This window comes from Hydrogenophaga sp., from assembly GCF_018780385.1.
GTDB lineage: Bacteria > Pseudomonadota > Gammaproteobacteria > Burkholderiales > Burkholderiaceae_C > Hydrogenophaga.
The window spans coordinates 1-14,972 of record NZ_JADMJO010000035.1; the positions used below are offsets into that span (position 1 = coordinate 1).

The following is a 14,972-nucleotide window of genomic DNA, read 5'->3' on the forward strand; positions in this document are numbered from 1 at the left end:
GCAACCCCAAGGACCACTGGGACCTGTACCAGCTCGGCGAAGAACTCACCGACCTGGAGGACACCTTCCGCCTCTGGCGTTTCCGCCACGTGACCACGGTCGAGCGCGTGATCGGTTTCAAGCGCGGCACCGGTGGCACCGGTGGCGTGAGCTACCTGCGCAAGATGCTCGACGTGGTGCTGTTTCCGGAGATCTGGCGCCTGCGCACCTCGCTCTGAGCGGGCGCCTCACGGCACCACCACGGCCCCTTCTTCGCGCGCGCGTGGGCTGGTGTCCGGAGGCAACCGGGCGGGCACCACACCCGGGGCGCCACCGGGGCGCGGTGCGGCAGGCGTGTGCCGGGTGGGTGAGTTCGGGTTGCGCGGTTTCACCAGCACATCGATGTTCTCGGTGTTGGTGCCGGTCTCCGTGAGCACGTCGTGGGCCGCCGCGCGGCTGGGCTCGGTCAACACACCTTGGTCGGTGCGCGCAAAGCTGTAGCTGGAGTCGCTGTCCATCTCCCACACGTACTCCCCGGTCGCCCGGTTGAGGCGCGCGTTGAGCTCACCACCCGCCCGCGCCGAGCCGCGAAACTCACCACCCCCACCCGGCACCAGGTCGCCGTGTTTGACGGTCCGGCCAAAGCCTGGTTGCGTCTCGGGCGCAATGATCACGCGCCCCTCCGGGTCCACCACCCACAGATAGCGCTGGTTCGGGTCGAGGCGGGAGACGTCGATGGGGCGGCCCCGTTCCGCCACGTACACCTCGGGGGGCAGGCGGTAGGGCAATTCGTTCGGCCGTATCGTCTCGGCGGTGGAGGGCTCACCCACGCGCGCCAGCAGCTCGGGTGCCGGCCGGGTCGGCTCCATGCGCAGCACCCGCGTGCGCACCCACTCCACCGCGCTGCTGGCGCCGCCGCGCGTGCCGGCCCACATCTCCACACCCACTGCCCGCATGCCGCGCCCCATCTGGCCCATGGCGCCGCGCAGCCCGACAAAACCACCCGCGCCCGGTCGCCAGCCAAAGAGCCCGCGCGGCAAAGCACTGGGACGCACGAACGCACCCCCCGGCGGCCCCTTGATGGCGCCGCGCACCCCCAGCGCCAGCGACACCATCGTCACCACGCCCATGGTTCCGCGTTCGGTGCGCTCGCCTTCGGTGAGGCGGTCGCCCGTCACGAAATCGTGGCCGCTCGCGGCTTCGTGGATGCCGACATAACCCACGGTGTCGCCCAGCGCGATGGCCGCAACCTCGTACCAGGGCGCGTCGGCCAGTTGTTCCTGCTGCGAGCGCGCCCGCAAGGCCAGCACAAAGCCCACCACGAGCAGGATGGCGCCAGCGATCATCACGGCCGTCCACGCCGTGATGATCACACCGAAGGCGGCGGCGATCGCCGCGACCACCAGCGCCACGGCCACCATGATGACCAGCCCGATCACGATCTGGCCAACGGCGCGTGCCAGACCTTCGTACCACGCGTCGTCGGCCTGGTCGGCGGCTTCTTCCACCCGCGTCTCCACATCGTCCGTGCGCGGCAGGATCGCCTGCTCGATGCTCTCGTCCACCCCTGCCTCCAGGCCGGTGGCGAACTCCGTGGTGAGGTCGGTCATGGCCGCTTCGGCCTCGTCCAGCGCCTCGTCGATCTGCGCCATCACGGGTTCGATCAGCCCGTCCTGCTGCAAAGCCACCGCCTCCGCGGTTTGCTCGCCCTGCGTGGCCTGCCCCTGCACGATGCCGTCGCCCGCCGCGTCGGCCGCCGCCACCAGGGACCGCGTGCCCGCCGCCATGCCGCCGAGCACCTGCGCGACTTGCGCAGCCAGGCCCTGGGTCTCCTGGCCCAGCGCGCCCAGGCTCGCCTGCGCGGTGGCGGCCAGCGCGGCGCGGCCTTCCCCGGTCGCCGTCTGCAGGCCCAGCCGCGCGCTGGCGATCACATCGAGCACCCCGGGCAGAAACACCTCGCCTCCGCTCATCACCACCGCCTCGGTTTCCTGCAGCGCCACGTCGATGTTGGCCGCGAGGATGCCGGCCTGCGTGTCGATTCCCGCGCAGGCCGCTTGGGCTTCAACGTCGATGCGCGCCAGACTGGCCTGCCGCGCCTGAGCCACCTGGCCCACCGCGCTGTCTTCCGACGACTGCAGCGCGGCAAGATCGGTGGCGTGGCGCTGGTCCAGGCTGTCGCTCACGCCCTGTGCGCTGGCCTGCAGCGAGGCCATGGCCTGCGCCGCGAATTCCACCAGCGACGGCAGAAGATCCGCGCGCGCCATGTCGATCTGATCGCTCACACTTTGTGCGTATTCGCCGTAGCGGGTGGACGCATCGTCACTGCGCGAGCGGATGTCCTCCGCCAGGTCCACCTTCTTCGCACGGATGTCCTGCGCACTCTCGCTGCCCACCTCGCGCGCGGCGGCGCGCTGGTCCGGGTTGCCGTCGTCCGCGCCGGGGTGCTTCGCGGCCTCGGCAGCCCCGGCCGCGTCGCATTCGGCCGCCGCCGACTCCAGGGCGGCGGTGGCCCGCTGCGCCTCGACCTGCGCCAGTTCGCCCGGGCTGGCCTGTTCGCTCTCGGCCGAAGCGGCGATGCGGCTTTGACGCTCGTCGAGCTGGGCCTGCGCCAGCTCCATCTTCGCGGCCGAGGCCGCGTCCACACGCGCCACCTGCCCCGCGACCTGCTCGGCCAGCGCGCCCTTTTTCGCCTGCAGTTGCGCCGCCAGCGCCGAGCGCGCGGCGGCACCCCGCGAGCGCACGCCCGCGATGGCGCCCGCGGCCGCACCCCGCACCGCCTCGGCTTCGGCCGCCGCAGCCGCCAGCACCGTGTCCTTCTGCAACTGGGCGTCGGCCAGGATGACCGCCTTCGTGGCCTCGGACTCGGCGCGCAGTTCCGCCAGCCATTGACCGGCCTGCGCCAGATCCTGTTCGGGCGTCTGCGTCGACTCGAACACCGCGATGAACTCGTCCTCGGTCAATGCGCGTTCGGGCACGTGGGCGCGCAGCGCCTCGGGTTGTGGGGGCGGCACCGCTTCGTCGAGCGTGGCGGGCACCGTCGGCACGGCCTCGGCTTCGGCCTCCGTTGTTTCGGCGGTCTCCTCCGTGGCCATCAGCTCGGGCACCGCTTCGGGGTTGGGCACGTCCTCGGCTGGTGCTTCGTCCGTGGTCCCACCTTCCGGTGTCGCCTCTGGCAGCTCGGTGGCCGGATCGGCGGGCGCCACAGCGCTGCCGTGCGCCGATGCGGCCGGCGCTTCAGCAACCAGCGCGGCACGCGCAGCGGCGGGCGGCTGCAACACGGTCGGCCGCCCCGGTGCGCGCTCGGCCTCGATGCCGGGCGAGGCCGTCACCTCGGACAGCTCGGCGTCGATCACGGAGCTGTCGATCAGCCCCGGGGGCAACCCTTCGGCGCTGGCTTCGCCCTCCTGTGCAAGCCGCGAAGCGCGCAGCGCGGCGCCCACCTCCGGCGAACCCGTGCGGTCGAGATAACGCGGCGTGCGGCGCTCGGCCTCGGGTGCGTCGGTGCGTGGCCCGCCCGGTCGCGCGCGGGGTCGCGGCGGTGCCGGCGAGCGAGGACGCGGAACCGGGCTCGCGTGCATCACGGCCCCGCGCGCGCCAGCCCGTTGGGCAGCTGTTTGCCCAGCTTGCGGTACTCCTCCACCAGCCCGGCCATCACGTCGGCCTCTCCGATGGCCTGGTCGCCACGCGAAGCGCTCACCGCCGCGCTCAGCACCACATTGCGGATGTGTCCGCCCGCCAGATCGCACAGGCAGGCCAGCCGGTTGATGTCCGCCGCCGACAGCGTGTGGCCCTCGCCCAGGTGGGCCAGCCACAGCGCGCGCCGTTCTTCGGGCGAGGGCTGCGTGAATTCCAGGATGGCGTCGAGCCGGCGCGTGAACGCCGAGTCGAACCGCGTGCGGCTGTTGCTCGTGAGGATCACGATGCCCTCAAACGATTCGATGCGCTGCAGCAGGTAGTTGGTCTGGGCGTTGGCAAAACGGTCGTTGGACTCCTTGACCTCGGTGCGCTTGCCGAACAGGGCGTCGGCTTCGTCGAACAGCAGGACCGCTTCGGTGCGCTCGGCGCGCGCGAACAGCCGCGCGAGATTTTTCTCCGTCTCGCCGATGTACTTGCTCGACACCGAGGCCAGGTCCACCCGGTACAGCGGCACCCCCAACCGTGTCGCCAGCCAGCCCGCGGCCAGCGTCTTGCCGGTGCCCGACGGCCCGACGAACAAGCCCCGCACCCCAGGGCTGTAGCGCGTGCGCGCCGACACACCCAGGCCGTCCACCAGGCGCTCGCGCACCGCGCAACGCTGCAGGAACGACGCGAGCGACGTGCGCAGCTGTTCGGTGACCAGCAGGGCATCGTCCGGGACCTCCTGCGGCAGCCGCTCGGCCAGGCTGCCGAGTTCGCCCGCCACGCCCGCGCGAGCGGCCAGACGCACGTGCGCCACGGTCGGCGCATCCGCGCCCAGCGCGCGGGCATGCTGGTGTGCCGTGCGGGCCAGCATCTGGATCTGCGCGGCGTCGTAGCGGTGCGCGCGCCCGAGCTCGCCTGCAAGTTCGCCAGGGCCCAGGTTCGACCGCCACAAGGCCTCACGCTCGTGCGAGCCCGGCACCGGCACCGACCAGCTGCCCACGGTGTCACCGTCCCATTCAAAGCTGCCGTCCGGGCCAGCGGCCACCAGCACCGGCCCGCTGTGGCCCGGCAGCGCAGGCAGGCGGCGCGTCTCGCCGGGCGCGAGTTCGGCACACACGACGGGCACCGAACCCGTGAGCCACAGCCACGGCCCCAGGCCAGCGGGCGCTGCATCCTCCACCAGCACCGGCACACGCTCCAGCGCCTGGGCCACGAGCGCGGCCGCGTTGCGCGCTTCGCGCGGGTGTCCGCTGCGCACCACCAGCACGCTCGGCCCCGCTTGCAAACCACCGGCTGGATCGACCACCAGACCGCGCGCCTGCTGCCGCGCCGCTTCGCGGATCGAAGCGACCACCAGCGTTTCGTCCAGCACCAGCGGCCGGACACCGCCCGAGTGTCCGCTCTGGCCACGCAGCGCCATGGCGATGGGCACCGGTGTCCTCACGGTCAACTCCGGCAGCGGTCGGCTGTCGTCGAGCGCTTGCAGCAGCCCGGTGGCGATCGCCTGCCCGTTGACGATGTCCGCGCTCGCGGCGCCCACCCCCAGCGCGCGAGCGATCTCGTCGATCAGGCCCAGCGACGGCCGGGGGCCACCCGCCGGGGCCTGCCACCACGCCACCACGCGCCCCACCATCGCGTCGTGTTCCACCGCCACCGCCAGCGCCACGGCAAGCACTTCGCCCCAGCTGAGCCGAAGCTCGCGCGCCAGTGCGAGCAGCCGCGCATCGTGAGCGGGTGTGTCCTGCTCCCAGTGGTGGAATGCCTCCACCGGTGCAAAGCCGCAGTTCAGGCGGCGCGCGTGCAGCCATGTCAGCTCGGGTCCGTCCAGCGCCGTGTGGGCCGTGTCGACCAGCGCCGCCAGCGCCAGCTCGTGCAGCGGCGGCGGCGCGAGACGCGCCCCGGCGTTGACGGTGTGAGGGGCGTTCATGGCAGCGCGTCCATCGGCTGGTAGCGGAAGGTGACCACCCGGCCCAGCCAGGGCAGCCAGCCCGGGTCCAGATCCAACCCCTGCCGGCGCACGCGGATGTCGGCGTGCCGCAGGTCCAGCTGCACGCCGAGGTGGGTCGCGCTCCATTGCAGCCGGGCCGGGCGCCGGCACAGGCGCGCCAGGCTCAGGCGCTCGGCGCGGTACAGGTGGCGACGGCAGGCGTCCAGCCAGCCGGCCGCCAGATCGCCATGCGTCCACAGCCCCGCTCCGCTGGGCAGGCTGTCCACCAGAGCCCAGGCGGCGTCCGTTTCGGGCACACGCAGGTGTTGCAAGGCCAGGCGAAGGATCGGCGAGCACAGGGGCTGGTCGGCGTGTTGCGCCTGCCACCCCCCAAACCCCAGGCCGCTCAGCACAGGCAGCAGGAACAGCAAGCCCCCCACCAAGGTCGCGCTCCCCGGGTCGGCATCCTCCTGGGCGGCCACGTCGGCGCGTGTGCCGGTCGCCACTGCATCGGGTGCTGCGGGTGCCACGCGCGCCCGGCCTTCGGCCAAGCCCATGGGTGACGTGGGAGCGCCCTGCGACACGCTGCGCCCAACGGACGGCGGAGGTGGGGTGCCTGTGCGGTGTGTGCGCCACCCGGCGGCCCGCAGGTGCGCATGCAGCGCCGCCGGCCAGGCGCGGGGCACGTCGACGCCGTGCGGATGGCGGTAGTGGACGACGCCCTCTTCAGCATCAACGCCATCCCAGGGATCGTCAGCGATCTCCTGCGCGTGCGCCGCGGTCTGTGCCGATGCCAGGGTGTGCGACAGGTAACGCACCAGCCAGTCACCATGGCCTCGCGCCACCGCGTCCGCCACCAGCGCCGAGTGGCTGGCCGGCGCCGCCGCTTCGCGCTCCAGGCAACGCCACAAACCCGGCACCAAGACCTGCGGGTCGTCTTGCAAGGGCACATCGGGCAATGCAGCGCGCCAGTACCAGGCCGACAGCGGCAGGCCGCGCGCGCGCCGGTCCAGCGCGATGCTCGCGGCCTGCCAGCGGCCTTCAAAAAACACCGTGTCGCTGAAGGCCGCACGCTCCTCGCCGCCGTGCACCCAGGCGCCCCCCACCGCCGCCACGCGCTGCTCGATCAGCAGGCTCAGGCTCTGCGACGACAGACCCTCGGGCAGTCGACCCAGGTGAAGCCGGCGCACCAGCAGCACGCGCTCACCCGCATCGGGCAGGCTGGCACAGCGCAGCGCGTCTTCAAGCCGGTGCACCGCGCGCACCGCGGCCTGGGCACTGGGCGCGCGCAGGTGCAGGTGTTGAACGGTGCGGTCGGCGGCGCCCATGGTGGGTCCGTGTGGTGTTCAGACCTTGAGCAGGCCGGCCTTGCGCACCGAGGCGCTGCTCAGCACCTTCGCCTGGTCGAAGTGCACGCGCACGTCGGTGTCCAGATCGATCTGCACGCTGCTGGTGTGCACCAGCCGGGCCGACACCTCGCCCTGCCCCACGTCTTCCACCGTGGCGCGCGCCATCAGGGTGTTGCCCTTGTAGATCATGGCCTGCATGCCCACGCGCAGGCGGCTGTGATCCAGCGCGGTGAGCGGTATGCGGCTGCCCACGCGCACCGCCGTCACCGGCCGCGGCATGCGCCCGGCCACGATGCGGCCCACCGGTGCGTGGCTGGCCAGCAGCAGCGCCATGCGCACCACGTCGTTGACGAGCGCCACCGCCGCCTCGTTCGTCGGCGGCACCTGGTCGAACAGAAAGTCGACGTAGGCCTGCATCTGCCGCCGGTCCACATAACCGATGCTGCTCCAGCGCGGCAGGCCACCCAGGTTGCGCAGGTTGGGCGCCTCGTCGAACTGCGACATCACCTCGGCCCACTCCAGGCGCACCGCCGGCAGCACGCCCGAGAACTCGGCGTGCAGGCAGGCGCACACGCCCGCGATGCGCTCGAACAGTTCGCTGGCGCGGCGCGACACCTCGCCCTTGCCGTGGTCGCCGTCGATGATGTCGCCCAGCGAGATCACGGCCTGTGCTTCGCGCTGCACCGTCTGCCACGAGTGGCTTGAGAGGCGCTGGATGTCCAGCCGCTGGACCGCCTCGGCGCGCACCGCAATGGCCTGCGTCTGGCGCACCAGCATCTGGCCGATGTGCACGCCCAGCTTGCCCGCGGTGGCGGTGAAGGTGGGCGCAACGCGCTGCGTGATCACGCTGCTGCGCAGCTGCGCGCTCTGGATCGTGCGCAGCAACAGCTCGGGCCGGTCGATCTTCCGCAGGATGGCGGGCGCCCCCACGAAGTGCGATGCCGGTGCTTCGCGCAGCACCTTGAGCATTTCATCCAGCTCGTCGGGCACGTCGTCGTGCTCGCGCAGGCAGGCCGGCACCGGCGCTTCGAGCAGGCCCGGGTCGAGCACGCGGCGCGGTGCGGCCAGCAGATTGCTGGTCTCGCGCGGCCGCACGAAGGCCAGGTACTGCACCTCCTCGGTCAGCACGCGGGTGCGCCGCGCATTGACGGCCAGCACGCGGGCCTTCTCTTCTTCGAGCAACGCCCGCGCCACGCCCACGTCGTGCCGCGCTTCGGCCAGCCGGTCGTCGGCCTCGCGCACGCGCAGACCGGCGGCACCGATGTGCCCCTGCAGCGCGCTCAAGGCCTGTTCGCAGCGCGTGAGCGCGCTGCGGTACGCGGTCAAACGGCCTTCGAGGTTGCGCAGGATGGCGATGGTGTTTTCCGACAAGGCCACCGTCTGCGTGAACAGCACCGCTTCGTCGGGCTCCACGGGTTTGGGCGCACCGTCGGTGCCCAGCACCGTGGTGGGTGGAGGGGCGAGCAGCTTGGTCTTGAGCGCCTCGTTGCCCAGGAAATCGGCCAGCGCCCGCTCGCCGCTGGCACCCTCCAGAAACGGGTCTTGCGCCAGACCACGCACCTTGAGATCGCGCAACAGGGCGGGCGTGGTACCGCCGTCTTCCGCGGTGAAGGTCTGCAGCAACTGCAACACCTCCAGCACGGTGCGCTGGCGGTTGGCCAGCGCGAAGTCGCGTGCTTCGGTGGACGGGGGTTGTTTGAGCCGGTCGGCCACGGCCACGGTGCGCACCGGCGAGAGGCCCACCACCGGATTGGCGTAGACGATGTTGATCGGCGCACTCGGCGCCTTCAGCAGCGTGATCTGGCTCTTCTGTTGCACGAGCTGCACGCTGCTCACCGAGGAGACGAAGTTCATCGAGGTGAACACCGCGGCCGCAGGCGTCACATTGCGCGCCACCGGCACCGGATCGGGCGCCCGCAGCGGCGCGAGCACCGGCTGCTTGATGCGCCCGATGAACTCCTTGATCTGCGTCTGCACGTTGACCGCGCTGTCGGACTTGGCGATCGCTGCCAGCGCGGGCGAGGTGGACAGCCGCGCGGCATCCGACGTGGTCATCATCATCTGGCGGATGCGGTGCATGTCCACCTGCATGTGGGTGAAACCGAAGTCGGTGATGTCGTCGGCCCGGTCGATGCGCGCGCGCAGATAGGCCATGAAACCCTCCAGCCCGCGCAGTGGCAGCTGGGCCTGCTCGCGCTCCGACAGGGCCGTGACCACCGGGTCGGCCATGAGGCTGGCGATGGCGCTGGACTGGCCCACACGCGCCGCCGGCGTGGGCTCCACCATCTCCAGCGGCTGCAGCCAGGTCCAGGTGCCCACCAGGCTGGCGCCGGTGGGCGCGGCGCCCGAGAACCAGACCGTCTCGGCGCGGATGCCGGGTGGACTGGTCGTGGCCTGCGCGACCTTCCCGCTGGCTCCGAAGGCCGCGCAACCGTCGAACAGGGTGAAGGCGATGCCGTTGATGGCGCGCGTGCCGATGTCGAGTTCGGCCGAGGGCACCTCCAGGCGCACCCACTCACCGAGCTTGGGCAGGGCGCCCTTGGGTCGGCGGCTCGGGCTGTTGTTCACGCCCCAGGCAATCAGGTCTTCGCCCCAGTACGCGCGCCGACCATCGGTGTTCCAGTTCGGTCCCACCTTCCACTGGATCATGAGTTCGCGCGGCGGTCGCGTCGCGTCCAGGTAGACCCAGACGAACAGGTTGTCCGTGGACCCGATGGCGCCCAAGGTGGCGGTGGCGCCTTCCAGGTAATGCTGGTGGATGCCGGGCTGCGCCGCTTCCACATGGCCGCCACCGTCCGGCACCAGCGTGGGCTGCGTGGGCTGCAGGCCTTCGTTCAGCTCGAAGGGTGCCCACAGGTCGTTGTGCGAAAGCAGCGCCCACGGCTCGTTGCCATCTTGCCGCGCGCCGGTGGGCAGCACATGGCCGAACCACGTTCGCTCACCCGCCCCGGTCGGTCCAAACGCCGCACGCCCGTCGAACAAGTCGAACGACATGCCGTTGACCGCCACGCCGACCAGGCCCACCGCGCTGCTCGGCACCGACAACCGCACCCAACGGCCGGCGGGCGGCAGATCGCCCACGTGGTAATGCCCGGCCACCTTGAACGGGTGCGCGCCGGTGGCCGGACGGCCCCAGGTCAGCAGCGGCTCGCCCCAGTAGGCGCGGTGCGACCAACCGGTGTCGTCGCGCCACTGCAGCATCAGGCAACGCGGCGGGTTGTCCGGAGCCAGGCACACCCAGGCATGCAAAGCCTCGGCTGCGGTGGCCGTGAAGGGCTGCAGTGCGCCGTCGAACAGGTGGGCGTGCGCACCGGCCTGCAGCGTGCTCACGTGCCCACCCCCGGTGGGAGGTGGCCCCCAGGGCGCCAGACCTTCTTCGTCAAGGGCCTGCGGGTCGTCGCCCAGCTCGGGCACCGCCTGCGGCCGCCCGGTGAGCGCGCGCACCAGGTGGGCCTGCTCGTGCCGCAAACCTTGCCGCCCGCCGAGTTCGCGCGCGCGGCGCTCGGTGAATTCACTCAGCGCTTCCTGAAACGCCGGGTCCACCACCTCGGCGTGCAACAGGCGCGGCTCCCACGAAGCCTGCGTCACCGGCACCAGCAGGCGCAGCCGCTCGGGGGCCGACAGGTCGAAGCTGGCCAGCGGCGCGGCTTCGCGCATCGCCAGATCCAGTTGTTCAATCGGCACCGGCACCGCGTCGAGTTCGAACCCGGGCGGAAAAAACGGGCTGCTCAGGGTCGGCTGGGTGAGCACGGTGGCGAGGTCCAGTGCGCTCCGGGGCATGAGGCCGCACGGCGGCAGGCGCAGGTAGGGATCGGCCAGCACGTTGGGCGCGGGCAGCGGCTCGGGGGTCTCGGCCATCTGCTGCGCGAACTGCTCGATGCGGGCCTGCCACAGCGCGGGCAGGCGGCTGTTGGCGCCCAGAGCGCCCACCGCCAAACGCTGCAGGCGAGCCTCTTTCGCACGCCCACCCTGACGCACCACCGAAGCGCGGTCCACCCACTGCACCGTGCCCGTCTCGCTCAGGCCCACCAGCGCCAGCGGCACACCCCAGTCTTCCCACGGCAGGGCCTCACCATGGCGCAGCGCGGCCTCGGCCTCGAACACGGTGTGGGCCAGCGCATTGCGCAGGCGCAGTGTGGTCAGGGGCAGTGCGAGCCACTCCACCGGCCAGGGGTACCAGAGCAGCCGCGCGCCGTCGGCGATGCGCCAGTCCTCGAACGCCGCCACGCCGGCATCGGTGCTCTCGCCCTCACCACACGGGCAGCGGTCGCACGGATCGTTCGGATCGAACTCGGCGGTGTCCACGGTGACCGGCTGCAGCACCAGCACACCCACCCTCGGAAAACGGGCGCCGGCACTCGAGCGCAGATCGGCCAGGGTGATGCCCTCGGGCACGTCGCGCGGGTTCACCAGCCCCAGGCCGTCGGTCTCGGTGGCCTCGCCCACCCCGCCCTCCTGCACCTGCAGCCAGGCCGGTGGCGCCACCACGGGCAGGTCGTCCAGACGGCATTCGGCGCGGCGCGCAAGCACCACGTCTTCACCACTCACCGCCAGGCCCTGGCCGGGTTCGATGAGCAGGCGCGCACCGCCCGAGCCGGGCAGCGCAAACACCTCCAGGCCGCGCACCACGCCCGGGGTGAGGGCCTGGGCGCGGTGGTTCAAGCGCCCGGCCTGCCAGCGCTGGCGGCCCTGCAGCGTGGCCTCGGTGAGGGTGCGCCCGGCGAACAGGTTGGGCCGGCGGCGCCAGTCGGTCGCAGCACGGCTCGCGTCTTCCGGCGACAGGGCCACCACGCGCTCGCCCTGCAGCGGTTGGTCAATGCGTTCGATGGTCACGTCGGGTCTCCCGGGTGAGGGTTGGGGCGCGGGTCAGGACTTCTTGCGGGCCGGGGTTGGGGTGGTCTTCTTCGATGGCACCGCCTTGGCCGCAGCCTTCGCCGGGGCCGCGCGCGTGATGCGCTCGGTCTTGGGCCGCCATTCATCGACCGACTTCACCAGGCCGCGCAGCGTGTCGGCGTCCAGCGGCCGTCGGCGCTCCAGCGCGAGGTGCTTGTTGAGCACATCGCTGTTGATCGGGTCGAGCAAGCTGTTGGCCACCTCGTTCACCAACGCCGGGTCCTTGATGGAACCGTTGCGCTGCACGAGCTCCAGCATCAGGCCGAGCGCGGCGGCACTCAGCGCAGGTGAAGCCTCGTAGCGCGTGCTGGCGAGCAACTGCACCTCGACGGCCATGGCCTTGGCCGACGAGTTCTTGAACACCTCGGTCCACACGTCGCCGAGCCCCAGGCTGTCCATGCGTTTGGTGACCCGCTCGGCCTGCGCGCCCTCGTCCACCGGCGGCGTGTTCCAGGCCGCGCCGCTGGCGATGCTCAGCAGCTCGTCCGCCGGAATCGGCTCCTTGCTCTCGCGCTGGATCAGCGCCCACAGCGCCTCGTTCTTTTCGGGCTCACCCAGCACGGCGGCCACGCCGAGCACCTGCGTCTTGTCCAGCGTGGGTTTTCCGGTGAGCTGTTCGGAGGTCGCGATGGCATCGGTGAGCAAACCCAGGGCGGCGGCGGTGAGCACCGGCGACTCCAGGTAACGCTTGCCCGCGAGCAGGCCGATGACGGTGCTGGCCGCCGCGGGCGTGGCGACCTTCAGCACGTTGTTGTAGCGCGGCGTGAGGCCCAGCTTCGCGATGCGGGTGTTGAGGTCGAGTTCGATCACGCGTTCGTCGTTGCCGGTGATCTCGCGGTAGCTGCCGGCGAGGTCGTCGCGGTAGGCCAGGTGGCGACGGCGCACGAACCACAGGTTGTTCAGGCGCGCCAGGCGCTGCCATTCGGCCTCAAGCGGGCCCAGCGCCGTGCTCTGCAGCACCGCGCGCGGCAGGCGCAGTTTCTGCAGGATTTCAAACGGCCTGCGCTGCGCGATCAGGTTGGGCGCGGCGGGCTTGACCACCCGCTGGGCCAGTGTAGCGCCCTGTCCCACGCGCGCGGCCACCGCGCGCCATTCCACGCGCGGCACGGGCGCCAGGATCATCACGGCGGTGGAGTCCAGCGACTCGGCCGGCGCGGTGAGGTCGATCGGCTGCAGGGCCAACGCCTCCTCGATCAGCGCGGGCAGTTCGTCCTCCGGGATGATGGTGAAGTCCACGTCGACCTCGGCCGGAAAGTAGTTCTGCGTGAAGTCCACCGCGTTGATCACGCCCGCCGGCAAGGGGCCGGCCGGTGGCAGCGCGGGGAAGTGCGTGATGGCCGGAAAGCCCCGCCCGCCGCTGCGCGACTCCACATCGGCCAGGTGCGCCTGGTGCTGCATGAGGTGCGCCAGGCGCAGGCCGCGCGGTGCGAAGCCCAGGCCCGGCAGGTCACCCCGGTCGGCGCCGAGCTCGCGCCGCACCAGGGCCTCGTCGATCCACACCACGGTGTTGTTCTGCAGCGCGATCATGGCCAGCGGCAGCACGTTGGCCGACACGCCGGCCGAGCTGCCCTGGGTGAAGATGGCGCGCGCGGCGCGGCCGCGCCGCGCATCCAGTGCATCGGCGGCGCCGTCGTCCTGCCAGGGCACCAGCACCACGGCGGTGGCCTCGATCACGTCACCGTCTTCCACCGTGCGCTGGCCGGTGATGGAGGTCGGGTAGGCGCCGATCGGGTTGGCGGTGAACTCCACCGGGCGCAGCGCCAGCACGAAGAGCCCGGTGCGGCTGCGCAGCGGCGGCTGCGGCAGGCGCGAGAGGCCGAAGCGCGCCGAGAGCTGCTCGGCCACCGGCAGGTTGGCCAGCTGCACGTCGATGTTGCGCGGCAGCAGCACCAGTTCGCCCGAGGGTGTGACGCCGTGCCCGCTGGAGACCACCAGCGTCTGGGGCTGGCCCCCTTCCTGCACAAACAGACCCGTGGCCACGCCGCTGCCCGCGGCCTGCCCCAGATCGGCCTCGCGCGTCAGGAAGTACTGCTGGTCCCGGATGAGATCGCGCGCGGCGAGGAAGCGGCCGTCGAAGTAGCGCGGCCGGTCGCGCCGGTGGTCTTCGATCAACACGCCGGCGTCGCGCAAGGTCTGCACCTGCGCGGAGGCGATCGGTTCGCGGGCGGTGCCTGTGCTGAGGTTCATGGCGTGCTCCGGTGAAGCGGTTGGAAGGCATGGGTCGCTCAGAGCCCAGTCCAGCGCGCGAGCACACCGGTGGCGGGCAGGAAGCGGCGGCTGTAGTTGTCCACCAGCACCGCGCTGCCCTGGCGCGCGGTCGGGTCGGCGGGCGACACAGGAATGAGCACCCGCGCGATGAAGACCGCGCTGGCGTCCACCTGCGGTGGGTGCTCGGGGCCACGCGGCAGCTCGTCGTCGGCCGGGCGGCTGTAGCCGTGCAGCACCGCGTCCTGCAGCGCGGCGCGGCGCACGGCGGGGTCCACCGAGGGGTCGTCCATGGCGGCTTCACGCGCCAGCGCTTCCTCGGCGGTTTCGTCTTCCACCGGCAAGGTGAAGGCACCGGGGCGCAACGGCAGGCCCAGGCCGGTGTCGGTGAGGTTCTGGCGCGGCACCAGGTGCAGTTCGTAGGCATCGCGCAAACGCGACACGCTCACCGCGTTCAGCGCATCGAAGGGTCCGCTGGCAAAGGCCGGCGTGAGCCCACGCGGGCAGGCCACGAAACGCAGGAACACGTCGGCCACCACCGCGCGCGTGGGCAGCGTGACACCGGCTTGCGCACGCGCCGAGATGAAGCGGCCCGGCGTGGTGTAGTCGGCCTGCAGCAGGCCGTCGCGCGCGGCCTCGGCGTCCCACCAGCGCTGCACCCTCAGGCAGGCCGGGCGCGGCAGCTCGATGAGGCGGCCCAGCCGGTCCACCGCCAGGCCCGCGTTGACCTGGATTTCCTCGGGCGCGGTGTCCCCCGCTGGGCGGTGCTGCACCAGCAAGCCCGCCAGCGTGCCGCTGCCCGCCACCGCGCCGAGTGCGCGCGCCAGCCGACCCCGGTGGTAGGTCTGCTCGTCCTGAAAATCCTGCGCGTCCAGCAGCATGCCGGTGGCGTACACCGGGCGCTCGCCCAGCGGCTGGCGCGTGAGCGGGTCCAGGGTGCTGAAGGTGGTGGCGGTGCTCATGGGCTGCTCCTTGCGTGGTCGTGGTTGTCGGGTGCG

At 71.9% G+C, this 14,972-nt stretch carries 7 protein-coding genes; 1 reads left to right on the forward strand and 6 read right to left on the reverse strand.

Translation table 11 applies throughout. The features are described from left to right. The coding region (locus tag IV113_RS13295; RefSeq protein ID WP_291085753.1) for a tryptophan 2,3-dioxygenase family protein at positions 1-218 on the forward strand (218 nt) is incomplete at its 5' end. Positions 219-227: 9 nt separating this feature from the next. Here the strand turns inward: IV113_RS13295 and IV113_RS13300 are convergent. Genes IV113_RS13300 through IV113_RS13325 form a run of 6 tightly spaced genes read right to left on the reverse strand, consistent with a single transcriptional unit; the run spans position 228 to position 14,936 of the window. After that, the gene (locus IV113_RS13300; protein ID WP_291085755.1) at positions 228-3,557 is read right to left on the reverse strand and encodes a hypothetical protein; all 3,330 of its coding nucleotides are present in this window, start codon (positions 3,555-3,557) and stop codon (positions 228-230) included. Further along, positions 3,557-5,527: an ATP-binding protein gene (locus IV113_RS13305; protein ID WP_291085757.1), complete on the reverse strand. Its 1,971-nt coding sequence runs from the start codon at positions 5,525-5,527 to the stop codon at positions 3,557-3,559. Before IV113_RS13305 ends, IV113_RS13300 begins: the two co-directional genes overlap by 1 nt. Continuing rightward, positions 5,524-6,855 (reverse strand): hypothetical protein, encoded by a 1,332-nt coding sequence (locus tag IV113_RS13310; RefSeq protein WP_291085760.1) that lies wholly within the window; start codon positions 6,853-6,855, stop codon positions 5,524-5,526. The genes IV113_RS13305 and IV113_RS13310 overlap by 4 nt, the downstream gene beginning before the upstream one ends. An 18-nt stretch (positions 6,856-6,873) precedes the next feature. Then, positions 6,874-11,709, reverse strand: a complete 4,836-nt coding sequence (locus IV113_RS13315) for a hypothetical protein (RefSeq protein ID WP_291085762.1) — start codon at positions 11,707-11,709, stop codon at positions 6,874-6,876. Between the two features lie 33 nt (positions 11,710-11,742). Continuing rightward, on the reverse strand, positions 11,743-13,956 hold the full coding sequence (locus IV113_RS13320) for a hypothetical protein (protein ID WP_291085765.1): 2,214 nt from the start codon (positions 13,954-13,956) through the stop codon (positions 11,743-11,745). Positions 13,957-13,994: 38 nt separating this feature from the next. After that, positions 13,995-14,936 carry a hypothetical protein gene (locus IV113_RS13325; protein ID WP_291085768.1) on the reverse strand — a complete coding sequence of 314 codons (942 nt, stop codon included), beginning with the start codon at positions 14,934-14,936 and terminating at the stop codon, positions 13,995-13,997. Positions 14,937-14,972: the final 36 nt, after the last annotated feature.

Coding starts and splice junctions, on each gene's coding strand:
- IV113_RS13305 (WP_291085757.1), bottom strand. CDS start 5,527: ATGAACGCCCCTCACACCGTCAACGCCGGGGCGCGTCTCGCGCCGCCG.
- IV113_RS13325 (WP_291085768.1), bottom strand. CDS start 14,936: ATGAGCACCGCCACCACCTTCAGCACCCTGGACCCGCTCACGCGCCAG.
- IV113_RS13320 (WP_291085765.1), bottom strand. CDS start 13,956: ATGAACCTCAGCACAGGCACCGCCCGCGAACCGATCGCCTCCGCGCAG.
- IV113_RS13300 (WP_291085755.1), bottom strand. CDS start 3,557: ATGCACGCGAGCCCGGTTCCGCGTCCTCGCTCGCCGGCACCGCCGCGA.
- IV113_RS13310 (WP_291085760.1), bottom strand. CDS start 6,855: ATGGGCGCCGCCGACCGCACCGTTCAACACCTGCACCTGCGCGCGCCC.